Source organism: Mesorhizobium sp. ISC11, from assembly GCF_037162595.1.
Taxonomy (GTDB): domain Bacteria; phylum Pseudomonadota; class Alphaproteobacteria; order Rhizobiales; family Rhizobiaceae; genus Mesorhizobium; species Mesorhizobium ciceri.
Map to the genome: position 1 here is coordinate 354,415 of NZ_JAVSPW010000001.1, position 14,981 is coordinate 369,395.

Annotated in this window: 20 protein-coding genes; 7 read left to right on the forward strand and 13 right to left on the reverse strand. The window is 64.5% G+C overall.

Annotated elements, in window-relative coordinates; all coding sequences use genetic code 11:
• Nucleotides 1-7: 7 nt before the first annotated feature.
• From RPF88_RS01830 to RPF88_RS01855, 6 genes are all read right to left on the reverse strand, one after another.
• Nucleotides 8-682 (reverse strand): amino acid ABC transporter permease, encoded by a 675-nt coding sequence (locus RPF88_RS01830; RefSeq protein WP_013530556.1) that lies wholly within the window; start codon nucleotides 680-682, stop codon nucleotides 8-10.
• Nucleotides 679-1,350 (reverse strand): amino acid ABC transporter permease, encoded by a 672-nt coding sequence (locus RPF88_RS01835; protein ID WP_013530557.1) that lies wholly within the window; start codon nucleotides 1,348-1,350, stop codon nucleotides 679-681. Before RPF88_RS01835 ends, RPF88_RS01830 begins: the two co-directional genes overlap by 4 nt.
• A gap of 105 nt (nucleotides 1,351-1,455) precedes the next feature.
• Complete coding sequence (locus RPF88_RS01840; RefSeq protein ID WP_013530558.1) at nucleotides 1,456-2,262, reverse strand: ABC transporter substrate-binding protein; 807 nt, start codon at nucleotides 2,260-2,262, stop codon at nucleotides 1,456-1,458.
• A gap of 110 nt (nucleotides 2,263-2,372) precedes the next feature.
• Entirely contained in the window at nucleotides 2,373-3,536 is a 1,164-nt protein-coding gene (locus tag RPF88_RS01845; protein ID WP_337121596.1) for a saccharopine dehydrogenase family protein, read from the reverse strand.
• Nucleotides 3,533-4,033 carry an Lrp/AsnC family transcriptional regulator gene (locus RPF88_RS01850; protein WP_023813263.1) on the reverse strand — a complete coding sequence of 167 codons (501 nt, stop codon included), beginning with the start codon at nucleotides 4,031-4,033 and terminating at the stop codon, nucleotides 3,533-3,535. The genes RPF88_RS01845 and RPF88_RS01850 overlap by 4 nt, the downstream gene beginning before the upstream one ends.
• Nucleotides 4,034-4,164: 131 nt before the next feature.
• Nucleotides 4,165-5,037, reverse strand: a complete 873-nt coding sequence (locus tag RPF88_RS01855; RefSeq protein ID WP_337121597.1) for a LysR substrate-binding domain-containing protein — start codon at nucleotides 5,035-5,037, stop codon at nucleotides 4,165-4,167.
• A 138-nt stretch (nucleotides 5,038-5,175) separates the two neighbouring features.
• Here RPF88_RS01855 and RPF88_RS01860 point away from each other — a divergent pair, with 138 nt between their 5' ends.
• Both RPF88_RS01860 and RPF88_RS01865 read left to right on the forward strand, forming a co-directional pair.
• Entirely contained in the window at nucleotides 5,176-5,382 is a 207-nt protein-coding gene (locus RPF88_RS01860; RefSeq protein ID WP_224675006.1) for a hypothetical protein, read from the forward strand.
• A gap of 21 nt (nucleotides 5,383-5,403) precedes the next feature.
• Nucleotides 5,404-6,153 carry a sulfite exporter TauE/SafE family protein gene (locus RPF88_RS01865; protein ID WP_337121598.1) on the forward strand — a complete coding sequence of 250 codons (750 nt, stop codon included), beginning with the start codon at nucleotides 5,404-5,406 and terminating at the stop codon, nucleotides 6,151-6,153.
• Nucleotides 6,154-6,187: 34 nt separating this feature from the next.
• Here RPF88_RS01865 and RPF88_RS01870 read toward each other — a convergent pair whose 3' ends face one another.
• The 3 genes from RPF88_RS01870 to RPF88_RS01880 form a co-directional block, all read right to left on the reverse strand.
• Nucleotides 6,188-6,682, reverse strand: a complete 495-nt coding sequence (locus RPF88_RS01870) for a GNAT family N-acetyltransferase (protein WP_337121599.1) — start codon at nucleotides 6,680-6,682, stop codon at nucleotides 6,188-6,190.
• Nucleotides 6,679-6,969, reverse strand: coding sequence for a type II toxin-antitoxin system TacA family antitoxin (locus tag RPF88_RS01875; protein WP_013530564.1), 291 nt, complete (start codon nucleotides 6,967-6,969; stop codon nucleotides 6,679-6,681). Before RPF88_RS01875 ends, RPF88_RS01870 begins: the two co-directional genes overlap by 4 nt.
• 86 nt (nucleotides 6,970-7,055) lie before the next feature.
• Nucleotides 7,056-7,505, reverse strand: a complete 450-nt coding sequence (locus tag RPF88_RS01880) for a universal stress protein (protein ID WP_127366237.1) — start codon at nucleotides 7,503-7,505, stop codon at nucleotides 7,056-7,058.
• 206 nt (nucleotides 7,506-7,711) lie between these two features.
• Here RPF88_RS01880 and RPF88_RS01885 point away from each other — a divergent pair, with 206 nt between their 5' ends.
• Complete coding sequence (locus RPF88_RS01885; protein WP_224675008.1) at nucleotides 7,712-8,293, forward strand: histidine phosphatase family protein; 582 nt, start codon at nucleotides 7,712-7,714, stop codon at nucleotides 8,291-8,293.
• A gap of 29 nt (nucleotides 8,294-8,322) precedes the next feature.
• Here RPF88_RS01885 and RPF88_RS01890 read toward each other — a convergent pair whose 3' ends face one another.
• The gene (locus RPF88_RS01890) at nucleotides 8,323-8,724 is read right to left on the reverse strand and encodes a VOC family protein (RefSeq protein ID WP_337121600.1); all 402 of its coding nucleotides are present in this window, start codon (nucleotides 8,722-8,724) and stop codon (nucleotides 8,323-8,325) included.
• 120 nt (nucleotides 8,725-8,844) lie between these two features.
• The gene (locus RPF88_RS01895) at nucleotides 8,845-9,597 is read right to left on the reverse strand and encodes a pseudouridine synthase (protein ID WP_337121601.1); all 753 of its coding nucleotides are present in this window, start codon (nucleotides 9,595-9,597) and stop codon (nucleotides 8,845-8,847) included.
• A 158-nt stretch (nucleotides 9,598-9,755) separates the two neighbouring features.
• Here RPF88_RS01895 and RPF88_RS01900 point away from each other — a divergent pair, with 158 nt between their 5' ends.
• Nucleotides 9,756-10,202 (forward strand): SRPBCC family protein, encoded by a 447-nt coding sequence (locus RPF88_RS01900; protein ID WP_337121602.1) that lies wholly within the window; start codon nucleotides 9,756-9,758, stop codon nucleotides 10,200-10,202.
• Between the two features lie 41 nt (nucleotides 10,203-10,243).
• Here the strand turns inward: RPF88_RS01900 and RPF88_RS01905 are convergent, their stop codons facing one another.
• Entirely contained in the window at nucleotides 10,244-11,086 is an 843-nt protein-coding gene (locus RPF88_RS01905; protein WP_337121603.1) for a helix-turn-helix transcriptional regulator, read from the reverse strand.
• 78 nt (nucleotides 11,087-11,164) lie between these two features.
• Here RPF88_RS01905 and RPF88_RS01910 point away from each other — a divergent pair, with 78 nt between their 5' ends.
• Nucleotides 11,165-12,049: an SDR family oxidoreductase gene (locus RPF88_RS01910; RefSeq protein WP_027160854.1), complete on the forward strand. Its 885-nt coding sequence runs from the start codon at nucleotides 11,165-11,167 to the stop codon at nucleotides 12,047-12,049.
• Between the two features lie 112 nt (nucleotides 12,050-12,161).
• On the opposite strand, the gene RPF88_RS01915 is transcribed toward RPF88_RS01910, so the two are convergent.
• Nucleotides 12,162-12,863, reverse strand: coding sequence for a RibD family protein (locus RPF88_RS01915; RefSeq protein WP_337121604.1), 702 nt, complete (start codon nucleotides 12,861-12,863; stop codon nucleotides 12,162-12,164).
• Nucleotides 12,864-12,988: 125 nt separating this feature from the next.
• Between RPF88_RS01915 and RPF88_RS01920 the strand changes: the two genes are divergently transcribed.
• Both RPF88_RS01920 and RPF88_RS01925 read left to right on the forward strand, forming a co-directional pair.
• Complete coding sequence (locus RPF88_RS01920; RefSeq protein ID WP_337121605.1) at nucleotides 12,989-13,552, forward strand: dienelactone hydrolase family protein; 564 nt, start codon at nucleotides 12,989-12,991, stop codon at nucleotides 13,550-13,552.
• A gap of 306 nt (nucleotides 13,553-13,858) precedes the next feature.
• On the forward strand, nucleotides 13,859-14,806 hold the full coding sequence (locus tag RPF88_RS01925; RefSeq protein ID WP_013530574.1) for a substrate-binding domain-containing protein: 948 nt from the start codon (nucleotides 13,859-13,861) through the stop codon (nucleotides 14,804-14,806).
• Nucleotides 14,807-14,981: the final 175 nt, after the last annotated feature.

The following is a 14,981-nucleotide window of genomic DNA, read 5'->3' on the forward strand; positions in this document are numbered from 1 at the left end:
TTGGAAGTCACAACTGCACCTCGCCATGCGCCGCGCCCATGCGCTGCTCCAGCCGGCGGGCCAGCATGATCAGCGGATAGCAGACGATGAAATAGCCGGCGCCGACAAGGAAGAAGACCAGCAGGCCGTTGGGCACACGCTGCACCACCAGCCAGCCGACGCGGGTGAGGTCGGTGAGGCCGATGGCCGAGACGACGGAAGAATCCTTGATCAGCAGCACATACTGCCCGACCAGCGGCGGCAGCACGATGCGCATGGCCTGCGGTAGCACCACCTGGCGCATGCGCTGCCAGCGCGACAGGCCGGACGCCAGTGCCGCCTCGACCTGGCCGGTCGGTACCGAGCGGATGCCGGCGACGACGATCTCGCAGATGAAGCAGGCAGCCAGATTGGTCAGCGCGATGATGCCGGCGGTGAAGGCGTCGAGCTCGATGCCGAACTCCGGCAGGATGAAGAAGATCAGGAAGATCTGCACCAGGAACGGCGTGCCGCGGATCAGGTCGACCCAGGCGCCGATCAAGCCCGAGATCAGACGGTTGCCGCCGGTGCGCAGGATGCCGAGGGCGAAGCCGAGCAGCGTGCCGAGCACCAGGCTGATCAGCGACAGCAACACGGTCATGCCGAGGCCGCGCAGGGCCAGTGGATAGGAGCCGGCGAGGCTTTGCAGTTGTTGCCAGATCATGTCCGCGCCCCCGCTGTGCCGAGCCAGCGGCTGGAGAGCCCAGCCAGTCCTTTCAGGCCGTAATAGAGCAGCAGATAGAAGGCGGCGATGGTGAGGAAACCTTCCGCCGGCATGAAGCGGTCGGAGGCGAGCAATTGACCGGCGCGCGTCAGTTCCGAAACCGAGATCAGCGACAAAAGGGCGGAATCCTTGACCAGCACGATCGCCTGCCCGAGCAGCGGCGGGATCGTCACCTTGAAGGCTTGCGGCAGGACGACAAGGCGCATGCGCTGGACATAGGTCATGCCCGAAGCGACGCTGGCCTCGACCTGGCCGCGCGGGATCGACAGGATGCCGGCGCGAATGATTTCAGCGATATAGGCGCCGCTGTTCAGCGACAACGCGAGGATGCCGACGACGAGTTCCGGCAGAACGAAGCCGAGCCGGGGCAGGCCGAAATAAAGAAAATAGAGCTGCGCCAGCAAGGGCGTGGCACGCACCGCATCGATATAGGCCTTGGCCGGGGCGCGAAACAGCCAGCCGCGCTGCAGATTCATGGCGCACAGCACGATGCCGACGATGAGCGCGCCGACAAAGGACAGCGCCGACAGCCAAACGGTCGTGACCAGGCCCTGTCCGAACAACGGCAGGTATTCGACGATGGTGCGGAAACTGAAATTTTCGAGCATCGTTGGGTGAAATCCCCAGAGCGCAGGCAACGACAGATGAAACGAAATTCCGGGCGGCTTCGCGGCGTTTAAGATGCGCGCGAAACCGCCTGGATTTATCGCTGCTTAGTGATCCTTCTTCCAGGCGTCGGAATTGACCCAGTAGTCGAGGTTCTTCTGCAGTCGGCCGTCGATAGTGACCTGGTTGAGGAACAGGTTCATCCAGATCAACAGGTCCGGCTCGTCATAGCGGGTGGCGAAGGCAAGCGGCTCCTTCGACAGAAGGTCCGGCATGATGGTGAAGGTGCCGGCCGGATAGGCGGTCGACTGGCCCTTGACCGCCGAGACGTCGTTGACGCCGCAATCGGCCTGGCCGTTGTTGACGGCGTCGAGCAGCAGCGGACCGCCACCCTTGTAGCTCTTGATGTCGGCATCGGGGAAGGCGTTCTTGGCTTCCTTCTCGCCGGTGGCGCCGAGCAGCACGGCGATCTTGGTGCCCTTGGCCTTGCAGTCCTCGGTGGTCTTGAACTTGCTGTCGGCCTTGGTGAAGACGGTGCTGCCCGTGTACATGTAAGGCGTGGTGAACGCGACCTTCATGCCGCGCGCCAGCGTCGGTGTCATGTCGGCGACCAGCAGGTCGGCCTTGCCCGACAGCAGCGCCGGGATCAAACCATCCCAGTCGAAGTCGAGGAAGGTGATTTTCACACCCATTTCCTTGGCCATCAGTTCGGCCAGTTCGACCGAACTGCCGGTGCGTTCGCCATTGGCGCCGACCAGCGAGAAGGGCGGTCCCTGGGTCTGGACGGCGACGCGCAATTCGCCGCGCTTGGTGATGTCGTCGAGCGTACCCGCACTGGCCGCAGCGGTGAGCCCGGCGAGCGCAAGCCCGGCGATGAAAAGTCTTCCGGCGATGAAAAGTCTGGCAATCTTCATTTCGGTATTCCTCCCTGTTGTCGTTAATGTGTGCCCGCGGTTCTCCTTGGGCTCCTTTTTGAGCGGCAGCGCCGTTGCCGGCGGCAGCCACCGTTCGAAAATCTTTCGCCTCAGTCCCGTGCCACCGTCTCGGAAACCGTGATGCCACGCCTGGCCAATTCATCGAAGAACCTGATGTCGGGCACATCCAGCAGCGGGTTCAAAAAGCCGGGTCTGGTGATCTCGCCCCTCGCCAGCATCTGCGCCACGATGCTGGCGGGATAGCCGACGCCGAGGCTCATGCCGAACAGGCCGGAAACGAGATCGCGTTCGATGATCAGGTCCGACGTCACCGTCTTGGCGCGGCCGCCTTCGAGGCCGGAAAAGACATTGCGCATCACGCAAAGATCCTTTTCGCCGGGGCCGTATTGCAATTGCGGGCCGAGCAGCCGGCCAAGGAATTCGCGCGGGCTGTTGGAGGTGCCGGGCACCTTGTCCTCAGAGAGGAAACCGAGTTCCTTCAACGGCGCCCAGAAGGCCGACCATCCCGGCCAGCGCAGTGTGTAGCGGCCGGAGCGGCGCAGCCCTTTTGCGGCGTCCAGCATCTCGACATAGTGCAGCGCGTCGCCATTGGGGAAGGCTTCGAGCCTGCCGAGACCGGCAACCTCGATTTCATGGATGAACGGATTGTCGTGCTGCTGGCCGGCAGGCACCGCGACACGGTTCCCGTCCTCAATCATCACGCTGTCGCGGTTCTGGCTGACCAGGACCATGTCGAAATTCCAGCTCACCTTGTAGCACAGCGGCTTGGCCATCGCCTTCGGCTCGGGGATGCCGCCGCAATAGGAATCGATCGAAGAGATCGAGTCGAACTGTCTGGCGGCGCGCGCGTAGAGCACGAGGTCGATGCCGGGGTCGAGCCCGCATTCGGTCATGATCGAGACACCGGCCTGTTCGGCGGCCGGCGCCAGGTCGGCGATCGACTTGGCGTAGTTGGTGGTGACCAGCGGCGTGCGCGTGGCGATCGCGGCCTGCACCGCCTCGCGCATCAGCGGCTGCGGCAACAGGTCGATGACGGCGTCGACATCATCAAGCACAGTGGCCAGCGCCGGGCCGATCGCGCCCTCAGGCACGACGAAGCGCACGCGGGCAAGATCGGTCAGGCCGGCAAGCCGGGCCGGGCCGTCCGCTGCGGTATCGACGCAGACGATTTCCTCGACGCCGTCACTGGCGACGAGGTCGGTGATTGCCGCCCGGCCTTGCAGGCCGAGGCCGCCGAGTACCGCGATCTTCATGCCGGCTCCTTGCGGTCGTCCGACCAGCAGCCTTCCGGCAGGCTGACCCATTTGTTGCAGGACGCCATGACGACGAATGTCTCGCTGCGCACGACTTCGCCTGGCTCGCCGGCGCCGGGGATCAGCTCGCTGGTGACGCGGTAGAGATCGGCGACGTCACCGGCCACCGTCACGTCGACGATGATATCGAAGCGCCCGGTGACCACCGAAGCCGAGTTGACGAAGGGCAGTTCGGCAATGCGCTGCGCCAGTTCGCGGGCCCGGCCGCGCCCTTGGGCATTGATGCCGACAATGGCGGAGATCAGCTCGGGGCGCTCGGTCAGGTTCAGCAGCCCGACGATCTTGAGCAGGTTGCGGTCGAGCAGGTTGCGCAGCCGCGTGCGCACCGTCGGTACCGAAATCGCCAAGATCTCGGCGATCCGGTTGATGCCCGGCTGTGCGTCCTGCGACAGCTGTTTGACCAGCCGCCGATCGGTCAGATCGAGATGTTCCCGCAAAGTCCCCGTCTTTCACAAAAAGAAAAAAGTTTGGCGATTTTTTTGCCAATGTGCAAACAAGCTACGTCACGAATATTTGAAAAGCAAGGCAATGATTCAGCGCTGATGGGGATAGGTGCTCGCTGTCCGGCTCACGCCAGCGCTGTCGCGAGCAATTTTGCCTGCGGTGTCAACTCGTCGAAGCGGCGGGCGCAGAGGTTGAGCTGGCGCGTTGCCCAGTCATCGGTCAGCCGCAGTGTGCGCAGCGTCCGCGCCGAGCGGCGGGCGGCACTTTCCGGCACGATGGCGATGCCGGCACCTTGCGCGACCAGCCGGCAGACATTGTCGAGGCCGGGCACGCGGATGCGGACATGCAGATGGCCGCCAAGGCGGGCGGCCTGGCGGGCGATGTGCTCCTGCAGCGCATGGCCGGTGCTGAGGCCGACGAAGGATTCGCCGAGAATTTCGGTGAGGCTGACGGTGCGGCCTTCAAGGCCGGGCCGGTTTCGCGCGGCGATCACCACCAGCCGGTCTATGAAGAACGGTTTCTGCTCGAGGTGCGCAAGGCCGGCCCAGGTGGCGGCGATGCCGAGATCGGCCGCACCACTGGCCACGGCTTGCGCGATCTCATGGCTGGGGCGCTCGTCGAGTTCGATGTCGATGCCGGGGTGCGCGACAAGGAAGGCGGGCAGGATCTCGCGCAGCAACTCGGCTGTGGCGGCGGTGTTGGCCATCAGCCGTACACGGGCGCGCAAGCCCGTGGCATAGGCGGCGAGGTCGCCGGCCATCGCCTCGATCTGGTTCTGCACCGCGCGCGCATGATGCAGCAGCGCCTGTCCCGCCGCCGTCGGCACCACACCACGGCGGCGGCGCTCCAGCAGCGGCGCGCCAAGCCGCTCCTCCATGCCCTTGATGCGGGCGCTGGCCGACGCCAGGGCCAGTCCGGCAAGCTCGGCGCCATGGGTGATGCTGCCGCGTTCGGCCACCAGCAGGAACAGGCGGAGATCGACCAGATCGAAGCGCATTCTCTTGCTCCTGCGAATATTCAGCGCCGGGAAGGCGGTCGGCCAGCTAGCCTTCGTCGTGGCCGAAGGCTGGCAGCGCAACTTCCACATTGTGATCGGCCGGGATCTTCGTCAAACAGTTTCGAAGGAGATCTTGTGATGAACGAACGAACATCAGGCCGGCTAGGCATTCTTGAAAGCACGGCGATCGTGCTGGCCATTGCCGTGGCCGGCCTTGCCATGGCGCGAGCGGGATCAGGCCTGCGGGGATGCGCGGCGACGGTCGTATCCACCAGCCGCGATGCGGCGCCGGCAAAGGCCGCCAGCCCGGATGCCGAAGCAACCGATATGCTGCTGCATGACTGATCCGGCCCTGAAGATACGATCATGCTGAGCGCCGGCATCCTCGCCTGGATCGCCGCCGTGTTCCTCGCCGCCGGCTTCGTCAAGGGCGTCGTCGGCATGGGGCTGCCGACCGTGGCGATGGGGCTGCTGGCGGTAACGATGCCGCCAGCACAGGCCGCGGCACTGCTGCTGATCCCGTCGCTGGTTACCAACCTCTGGCAATTGCTGACCGGCCCGTCCTTCGGCCGGCTGTGCAAGCGGCTGTGGACGATGATGGCCGGCGTGATGCTCGGCACCGTTGCCGGCGCCGGCCTGCTGACCGGCACGCATACGGGCGCGGCCTCAGCGGGGCTGGGCGCCGCACTGGTGCTTTATGCGATCCTCGGCCTCGCCAAAGCCGGCTTCACCACGCCGGCGCGCCGCGAAGCCTTGATGTCACCGCTGGTCGGGGTGGCGACCGGGCTGGTCACCGGCGCCACCGGCGTCTTCGTCATCCCGGCGGTGCCCTATCTGCAGTCGCTGCGGCTGGAGAAAGAAGACCTGATCCAGGCGCTCGGCCTGTCCTTCACCGTGTCGACGGCGGCTCTTGCCATCGGGTTGTTCAGGACCGGCGCCCTGGCGTCGCCGAGTGCGCAACTGGTGGGGTCGGTCGCAGCCCTTGTGCCGGCGCTGGCCGGCATGTTCGCCGGCCAGGCGCTGCGCCAGAAGATGAGCGTCGAGACCTTCCGCAAAGTGTTCTTCGCGGGGTTGCTGGCGCTTGGGGTCTATCTCGTGGGGGAGTTGGTGTTCTAGGCGCCGGACTTCCCAAAGCACTGGCAGGAAGTCGTCAGCCAATGCTTTCGCTGAGATCAGCGAGCGTGACCATGAGTGTCAACGGCTCGACCGGCGAGGGCTCGAACCCGATGGTGATGTAGAAAGCTCGGGCATCGTCGGAAATCGCATGCACCACTATGCCTTTGATGCCCAGTATTTCAGCAGCCTGGAGAATTCGTAGACCGGCATCCCTTACCAGCGCCCGACCGATGCCCCGACCGTGATAGGCTTGGTCTACGGCCAACCTGCCTAGCACTGCGACGGGGATCGGATCGGGCATGTTGCGCCGGAAACGGCTGGAAGCTTCGGCCATTTTCACGGCGCCGCTGGCAACGGCATAGTAGCCAATCACACGGTTGCCTTTGCAAGTCACATAGGTCCGGGATGCACCGCCCGCTTGATTGGTGCGAGCACGTTTTTTCAACCAATCGTCGAGCGCTGTAATGCCCGACGAAAATTCCCCGAGTTCGTGATGATCCGCGAGTGGAACCGGGACCGACAGCGTCACGCAGCTTCCCACGGAGCCTTTGTCGTCATCGTGCGGCGCAATCGGTCGTTGGGCTGCGGCGGCGCGTCGAGGCGTGCCAGAAACGCAGCGTAGACATCCGGTTCGACGGTAAACACGAGACGGTTGAGCAACGCTTCCTCAGCGGCGCGTTGCGAGGCTTCAAGCATGAAGTCGGTGCGATTCTTACCGAGCAATTCGGCTGCGCGGTCGATCAGATTGCGAACTTCCGGCTTGACGCGGATGTTGAGCGGAACGCTCTTCGGCACCGGATGATGTGACGTTGGCATGGACGGCTCCTTCGTCGCGCATATCTAGCACAGCGTAACGACATTGTCATTACCCGGTTCGATGGAGCATGCGATCCGTAGTAGCCCTACCGCACGACCAGCACCGGGATCTCCGTGTAGGACAGCACTTCCGCCGTCTGGCTGCCGAGGAGCAGCTTGCCCAGCCCGCGGCGGCCGTGCGAAGCCATCACGATAAGGTCGCAGCCCAGGGCCTGCGACAGTTCCAGAATGGCTTCGGCGGGCCGCTTGTCCTCGACATGCACGACCTCCGCCGAGACGCCGGCGGCGTCGGCCGATGCCTTGCACCTGTCGAGAACTTCCTTGGCGTATTTGCGCGCCTCTTCCTGATAGGCGGCCAGTTCATCGCCGGCGGCGTAGCCGGCCATGGCGCCGCCCCAGGCGAAGATCGGGAATTGTTCGGAGACGGTGATGAAAGTAACAGAGGCGCCGAGACCCTTGGCCAATGTCAGGCCGTGGGTAACGCCCTTGTCGGCCAGTTCCGATCCGTCCGTGGCGATGAGCAAATGTTTGTACATGATGACATGACCTGTTGCGCAAGGGCCAATGCCCTTGAGGTGGCGGGAACCTTGTGGAGGCTGGCCTTGATATAGTTGCGGCCTCGGGCCGATCACAGGGCCGGCCCGCCGCGAATCAAGGCCAGGCGACCACGCAGTCTTGTACCAAGCGGATTCCCCTTTGCCGCATCGTCGCCTAAGGTGCCGGTGACATTGAAAGGCAGTCCATGAGCAACTCGTATCCCCAAATCCATCTGGTCCGGCATGGTGAGACGGCATGGAGCCTTTCGGGGCAGCATACCGGCCGCACCGACATGCCGTTGACCCCGGTTGGCGAGGCCGCCGCGCGGGGTCTCGCGGACAGGCTCGAGGGCCTGTCTTTTTCGGCGGTATGGTCGAGCCCGTCGCAGCGCGCCTACAACACCAGCGTACTGGCCGGCTTCGGCGCGCAGAGCGTCAAGAAGGACGATCTGCAGGAGTGGGACTATGGCGCCTATGAGGGGCTGACGACAAAACAGATCCTGGCCGAGCGCCGCGGCTGGAATGTGTTTCGCGATGGGTGTCCAAAGGGCGAGATGGCGGCCGATGTCGGCGCGCGGGCCGACAGGATTATCGCTGGGCTGCGCGAGGCCAATGCCAGCATATTGGTGTTTTCCAGCGCACATTTTCTGCGCGTGCTGGCGGCGCGCTGGATCGGGCTGCCGCCGGAGGGCGGCGCGCTGCTGGTGCTCGATACGGCCAGCATCAGCGTGCTCGGCTACGAGCATGATTTGAGCGAGCCGGTCATCCGGAAATGGAACCAGAAATAGAGCAGCTTCGGCAGCGGCGCCGCTTACGCCTATCTGTCGAATTTCCTGATCGCCTCAGTGGTTACCGGCGTGAAGAAATTCACCAGATTGCCGTCAGGGTCGCGAAACAGCAGCGAGCGGTTGCCCCAGGGCATGGTGGTCGGCTTCTGCACAGTGATATTCCTGAGGAGGTCGGAGAGCCTGGCGAATTCAGCATCGACGTCGCCGACGCGGAACTCGATGATGGCGGTGTGGTTGTCGGCGGGGCGGGCGATGTCGCCGCCGAACAGCATCAAGGTGCGTGTGCTGCCGATCGCCAGCGTGCAGGTCGGCGTCGCCAGTTCGGCGAAGTCTTCCGTGTACACCGTCACGGGCATGCCGGTGATCTCACCGTAGAAGTGAACGAGACGCTGGACGTCCGACGTGATGATGCGGACGGAGACGAAATTCATTGCATTGGCTCCCTGATCGTTGAAGCCGTGGCCGGCTCCCATCCGACCTATAGGCCAGGCCTCCTGACAGCTTTCCGTCAGGAAGGATCGCCGTGCGGCTGCACCAGCGGCACGCCCTGCTTACCCCCTCAGCAGCGCCAACTCTTCTGCTGTCAAATGCCGTGCCGTACCCTTGGCGAGGTCGCCGAGCGGCAGGCGGCCGATAGCGATGCGGATGAGGCGCAGGACCTCGACGCCGTGCGCGGCGAGCAGGCGACGGATGTGGCGGTTACGGCCTTCGTCGAGCACGATCTCCAGCCAGGCGGTGCGGCCGCCACTGCGCAAAAGTTCGATCGCGTTCGCGGTGAGCACCTCGCCGTCGACGATCACGCCGGCGCGCAACGTCTCCAGCATCGCCGCGTTCGGTACCGTGCCGATCTGCACGTGATAGGTTTTCGGCAGATGCGAAGCCGGGTCCATCAGCCGGTTGGCAAACCGGGTGTCATTGGTCATCAGCAGCAGGCCTTCGCTCGCCTTGTCGAGGCGGCCGACCGGGGAGACGAAGGGCAAGTCGAGCCCTTCGAGGCAGGCATAGACGGTGTCGCGCTGCTGCGGGTCGTCGCGGGTGGTGACCAGCCCGCGCGGCTTGTTGAGCATGAGGTAGACCTTGCGCTCGGCAACCACCGGCCTGTCGTCGACGACGATGCGGTCGCGGTCGAGGTCGACGCGCAGCGCCGCATCGCGCACCACCTTGCCGCCGACACGCACGCGGCCTTCGGCGATCAGCACCTCGGCCTGCGTGCGCGAGCACAGGCCGAGCTTCGACAGCGCCCGGTTGAGACTGACGCCGGGCGCCGCCTGCCTGCCGCTCTGCCGTGTCTGCCGTGGTGTCATGGTGCCGTCTGCGCTGGTGGAGCCGACAGATGCCACGGGCTGCAATGGCTTCGCAAGCGTGGTGCTGTCTTCCTATACAGGGCAAGGGGCAATGGCGGCATCCGTACCGCCTGGAACAGCGATATTGTCGCCGCCGCATCCGCTATAATCTGCACCCCATGAGTGAGTCCGCTGCGCCGATAACCAAGACCGTCGTCATCGGTGCCGAGCCGGCCAAGGTCTGGCGGATACTGACGACGCCAGAAATGATCCCGCAATGGATGTCCGACGAGGAGTTGACCGTCAGCCTGCAAGGGCAGGCCGGCGGCGCGATCGTCATGCGCGGACTGCTGCACGGAATACCGTTCGAAAACCACGGCACCATCCGCACTTTTGAGCCGGGAATGAGCTTCGCCTACAGCTATTGGAGCACGCTGTCGGCCTCGCGTCTGGCGGACGTGCCCGAAAATCACACCGTGGTCAGCTTCGACCTGGCGCCGGCGGATGGGGGAACACTGTTGACACTGACGCTCAGCGACTTCGCCGAACCGGCGATCCGGCCGCATGCCGATCTCTACTGGGGGCCGACCTTGCAGATCCTGAAGGCGGTCTGCGAGCGCGCTTGAGGGCGGGCGGGAGTCATCGCAGCGGATAGGTCGTCCCGCCCTTACTCTTTGGGGTGTCGGGTGAGGGCCAGCGTGCGAATACGGTCGGCGACGGCGCTGTCGACCGGGTTGTAGACGGTCAGGCTCAAATCCGGCCGGCCGTCGACCGCGAAGCCCGAATATTCCAGTTCGATATCGCCAAGTTCCGGGTGCTTCAGGCGCTTTGTCCCGTCGCCATGGCTGAGCACGCCGTTTTCCCGCCACAGGGCGGCAAACTCGGGGCTGGCGCTGCAGAGTTCGTCGACGAGTTCACGCACCTCGGAGATAGCGCCGGCGCGTGCCGCATCGGCCCGGAACGCGCCCACCACGAAACGGGCGAGGTTTTGCCAGTCGTGCTGCCTGGCGCGGATATGGGGACTGAGGAACATGAAGCGCAGAATGTTGCGCTCGCCCTCGGGCAGGGTGCTGTAGTCGGTCAGCACGACCCTCGCGGCACGGTTCCAGGCAACGACGTCCCAGGTGGCGGTCCTGACTATGGCGGGGCTGGCATCGAGCGTGTCGATGAGGCGCTGCAGCCGGGGGCTGACGCCTTCGACGCCCCTGTAGCGGACCTCGGGCGGGCGCCCCAGCCCGAGCATGAAAAGATGTTCGCGCTCCGCCTCGGTCAGCAGCAGCCCCTTGGCGATGCGGTTGAGGACATCGGCCGAGGGTGCGCCGCCGCGGCCCTGTTCCAGCCATGTGTACCAGGTCGGGCTGATGTTGGCGCGCTGCGCGACCTCTTCGCGGCGCAGCCCCGGCGTGCGTCTGCGTCCGGAAAACCCGAATGATGCGGGATCAAGCCGGGTGCGCCGGTCTTTGAGGAACGCTGCTAGTGAGCCGGAATTGGAAGGCATCCTGTTAGCCATTATACCACGATAAGATCACTACTTTAATAGAATAATAGACCGGCAATATTACGCAGGCAACTGTACAGGAGATTTTGCATGCGTATCTTTCTGACCGGCGCGACCGGTTTCATCGGTTCGGCGATCGTTCCCGAACTCATCAAGGCAGGCCACCAGGTGGTCGGCGTGACCCGCTCCGACGCCGGCGCCGAGGCGCTGGCCGCCGCCGGTGCTGAAGTGCATCGCGGAACGCTCGAGGAGCCCGAAGGGCTGTGCGATGGCGCGGCCAAGGCGGACGGCGTGATCCACACGGCATTCGACCACGACTTTTCGCGGTTTGCCGAGAATTGCGAAAAGGACAAACGCGTCATCGCGGCACTGGGCGCCGCGCTCGCCGGCTCCGACCGGCCGCTGGTGATCACCTCCGGCGTCGGCATGGGCAGCCCCGGGCATGGCCAGTTGGCGATCGAGGACGTCTTCAACGCCAGCCATCCCAATCCGCGCATCGCCTCGGAGCTGGCCGGCAATGCCTTGCTGGACGCCGGCATCAATGTGTCGGTGGTGCGGCTGCCGCAGGTCCACAATCCGGTCAAGCAAGGCCTTATCACGCCGCTCATCGAGATCGCGCGTGAAAGGGGCGTCTCGGCCTATGTCGGCGAAGGCCGCAATCGCTACTCCGCGGGCCACCTCCTCGATGCGGCGCGGCTTTACCGGCTCGCCGTGGAAAAGCGGCAGCCGGGCGCGCGCTATCACGCGGTCGGCGAGGAAGGTGTCGAAGTGCGCGCTATCGCCGAGGCGCTCGGCCGGGGTTTGAAATTGCCGGTGGTTTCCATTGCGCCGGAAAAGGCGGCGGAGCATTTCGGCTGGATGGCGATGTTCGCGCCGATGGATCTGCCGGCCTCCAGCGCTCTGACCCAGGCACGGCTCGGCTGGCACCCCACCGGCCCGACGCTGATCGCCGATCTCGACGCCATGCGGTATTGATGCGCTTAGCAACGCTCGAGGTGAGCCGAAGTCTCTGACTTCGTCATCCCTGGACGAAGCAGGCGCGCAGCTCCGTCGCGGAGACCCTGGGCCACGCCGCGACCTTTCGGGATTATGCTCCAGGGCTGACCGCGTAACGCAGATGGACGAGCCCATGCGCCAGCGCCTCGCAGCTCTTCAGGGACAGCTGCGTCTTGCCCGCCAGGCCGCTCTCGCCGAACTCGACGAAACCCTGATTGGCGGCCCGCCCGTCGATCGCGGGTGCAACGAGAAGGCTCAATTCATCGACGAGCCCGGCGGCGAGGAAGGAGCCGTTGATGCTGGCGCCGCCCTCGAGCAGCAGCCGGCTTATGCCGAGTTCGCGTCCGAGGACCTCAAGCATCGCGGCGAGATCGACATCGGCGGTTTCCGCGACGATATAGGACACGCCGTCGGCGGCAAGCTCTGCCAAATGGCTGTCGGCAACGTCGCGCCCAAGCAGCACCACGACATGGTCGCCACCGATGTCGGGTTTGGAAAAGTGAAGCTTACCCGAGGCATCGAGCGCCACGGCATAACTGCCCGCACCTATTTGCGCGAAATGATAGGGCCGGTCGACCTTGCCGGCATTGGCCGGCGGATGCGCGCCGGACTTGCTCATCTCGGCCATGGTGACGCGCCCGACGATCCAGGCATCAGCCGCGAGATCATTATGGATATGCTCATAGAGGCTCGACCACTCGGCCCGGGTGCCATCGGGGCTCGAGGTATAGCGGCTGGGGTGGAGGCTGCCGTCAAGCGATGCCAGCATATGGCAGATGATTTGCGGCTTCATGTTGTTCTCCAGTCGAGTGCTTTGGGTTCAGTCCAAAGTAGTGCCACGCGGGGAGAATGGAAGCCGCACGCCTCATGACGTACCCAGCCGTTGAGACGGCATGTGCCGGCAGGTATCATGACCGGATGTCCGCGAACATAATCCTGTTTCATTCGGTTCTGGGGCTGCGCGAGCACGAGCGGCATCTCGCTGGAAAGCTGGGCGCCGCCGGTCACGCCGTTTCGCTGCCGGACCTCTATGCGGGCGTGGCGACGGACGATCTCGAGCAAGGCTTCGCGATCAAGGCGCGGATCGGCTGGGAGGTCATTTGCCAAAGGGCGCGCGATGCCCTGGCCTCGACGCCCGGCGATACGGTGCTGGCGGGGATTTCGATGGGTGCAGGCGTGGTCGCGTCAGTCGGGGCCTTGCGGCCGCTGACGGCCAAGGTGCTGCTGTTGCATGGGCTGGCAACCGTGCCTGCGAACATCCGGCCCGGCCTGCCGGTTCAATTGCATGTCGCCGACACCGATCCGTTCTTCCCCGAGCCGGATGTCCGCGCCTGGCAGCACGCCGCCGAGGCCGCGCAAACCGATGTGCGGATCTTCCGCTATCCAAACTCGGGACATTATTTCTCGGATCCAGCTCTGCCCGACTACAACGACACAGCCGCGGCGCTGCTTTGGCAGCGTGTTCTGGCGTTCCTGGATTGAGAAGCAGAGGGGCGGCCTTGCATTGGAGGTCTTCCGACAAAGCGGCCCCCACGCCGGAAATCCAAAATCCGACAATTCCGATAATTTGCCTGGCACCGCTGTTATATCGATGTTGCACAAATGGTTGGCCCTGGGTTAGCATCCCTGCGCAGGCGTCGGTGGGAGGCTCTTTTTACAGCGGCGGCCAGCTGGAGCGGCATGCGTTTTCGGGCGCAGGGAGGATGCTCCACACTTTGAACCGACGCATGATCCTTCCTGAAACCGATCCCGGTTTTCGGGTCGTGCGTTCTTGTGGAGGAGGATCCCATGAACAGACGTGAATTCCTGCTGTCGTCCGCGGCTTTCGGCGCCATGATGGTTGCCGCGCCTTCTGTGTTTGCGCAGGACAAGCTCACTATCCTTGGCTCGGTGCCCAGTCTCGGCTTTCCGTTCTTCGTGCACATGCTGAACGAGATCAAGGCGGAAGCCGCCACGCAAGGCGTCAATCTGACCGAAAGCGACGGCCAGAACTCGGCCACCAAGCAGACCGCCGACATCGAGGCCGCCCTGGTGCAGAAGGTCAACGCCATCGTCATCTCGCCGCTCGACGTCAACGCCCTGGCGCCGGCCATCGAAGAAGCGGTCAAGGCCGGCGTTCCCGTGGTGACGATCGACCGCCGCGTAGACGGCGTCGAGGGCATCCTCGCCCATGTTGGCGCCGACAATGTGAAGGGCGGCGAGGCGGAAGCCAACGCCGTGGTGGCGGCGTTTCCCAACGGTGCCAAGCTGTTCCATCTGCAGGGCCAGCCCGGCGCCGGCCCGGCGATCGACCGCAACAAGGGCGTGCACAATGTGCTCGATCCTCTGAAGGACAAGTATCAGATCGTCTTCGAGCAGACCGCCAACTTCGCCCGCGCCGAGGCGCTGTCGGTGACCGAGGCTGGCCTTGCCGCCAACGGCAAACCCGACGCCATCGTCTGCGCCAATGACGACATGGCGCTGGGCGCCATGGAGGCTTGTGCCGCGCGCAACTTCACCGACGTCAAGATCTACGGCTTCGATGCACTGCCCGAAGCGCTGGTCGCCGTGCGCGACGGCAAGCTTGCGGGCACGGTCGAGCAATTCCCCGGCGAGCAGTCGCGCACGGCGGTGCGCATCGCGGTGGCCTTTGCCAAGGACAAGACCGAGCCGAAGGAGAAGCTGGTGCTGCTGACGCCAATCGTCATCGGCAAGGACAATCTCGACAAGGCGGAGCGGATTGGCGAGACGAAGTAGGGTTTGGCGGGGATCGGCCGATTGGCAAAGCCGGCGGGACAGCGCCCCCCTCTGTCCTGCCGGACATCTCCCCCTCAAGGGGGGAGATCGACTGTTCCTCCTGCTTTCGCCAGTTCCCAAATGTTGAAAGAAAAGGTGTCGCCGGTGACACAGCCAATCTCCCTTGAGGGGGAGA

Bases quoted from the DNA above. Each gene is read 5' to 3' on its own strand.
- RPF88_RS01830 (WP_013530556.1), bottom strand. From the start codon at position 682: ATGATCTGGCAACAACTGCAAAGCCTCGCCGGCTCCTATCCACTGGCC.
- RPF88_RS01835 (WP_013530557.1), bottom strand. From the start codon at position 1,350: ATGCTCGAAAATTTCAGTTTCCGCACCATCGTCGAATACCTGCCGTTG.
- RPF88_RS01840 (WP_013530558.1), bottom strand. From the start codon at position 2,262: ATGAAGATTGCCAGACTTTTCATCGCCGGAAGACTTTTCATCGCCGGG.
- RPF88_RS01845 (WP_337121596.1), bottom strand. From the start codon at position 3,536: ATGAAGATCGCGGTACTCGGCGGCCTCGGCCTGCAAGGCCGGGCGGCA.
- RPF88_RS01855 (WP_337121597.1), bottom strand. From the start codon at position 5,037: ATGCGCTTCGATCTGGTCGATCTCCGCCTGTTCCTGCTGGTGGCCGAA.
- RPF88_RS01860 (WP_224675006.1), top strand. From the start codon at position 5,176: ATGAACGAACGAACATCAGGCCGGCTAGGCATTCTTGAAAGCACGGCG.
- RPF88_RS01865 (WP_337121598.1), top strand. From the start codon at position 5,404: ATGCTGAGCGCCGGCATCCTCGCCTGGATCGCCGCCGTGTTCCTCGCC.
- RPF88_RS01875 (WP_013530564.1), bottom strand. From the start codon at position 6,969: ATGCCAACGTCACATCATCCGGTGCCGAAGAGCGTTCCGCTCAACATC.
- RPF88_RS01880 (WP_127366237.1), bottom strand. From the start codon at position 7,505: ATGTACAAACATTTGCTCATCGCCACGGACGGATCGGAACTGGCCGAC.
- RPF88_RS01885 (WP_224675008.1), top strand. From the start codon at position 7,712: ATGAGCAACTCGTATCCCCAAATCCATCTGGTCCGGCATGGTGAGACG.
- RPF88_RS01890 (WP_337121600.1), bottom strand. From the start codon at position 8,724: ATGAATTTCGTCTCCGTCCGCATCATCACGTCGGACGTCCAGCGTCTC.
- RPF88_RS01895 (WP_337121601.1), bottom strand. From the start codon at position 9,597: ATGACACCACGGCAGACACGGCAGAGCGGCAGGCAGGCGGCGCCCGGC.
- RPF88_RS01900 (WP_337121602.1), top strand. From the start codon at position 9,756: ATGAGTGAGTCCGCTGCGCCGATAACCAAGACCGTCGTCATCGGTGCC.
- RPF88_RS01905 (WP_337121603.1), bottom strand. From the start codon at position 11,086: ATGGCTAACAGGATGCCTTCCAATTCCGGCTCACTAGCAGCGTTCCTC.
- RPF88_RS01910 (WP_027160854.1), top strand. From the start codon at position 11,165: ATGCGTATCTTTCTGACCGGCGCGACCGGTTTCATCGGTTCGGCGATC.
- RPF88_RS01915 (WP_337121604.1), bottom strand. From the start codon at position 12,863: ATGAAGCCGCAAATCATCTGCCATATGCTGGCATCGCTTGACGGCAGC.
- RPF88_RS01920 (WP_337121605.1), top strand. From the start codon at position 12,989: ATGTCCGCGAACATAATCCTGTTTCATTCGGTTCTGGGGCTGCGCGAG.
- RPF88_RS01925 (WP_013530574.1), top strand. From the start codon at position 13,859: ATGAACAGACGTGAATTCCTGCTGTCGTCCGCGGCTTTCGGCGCCATG.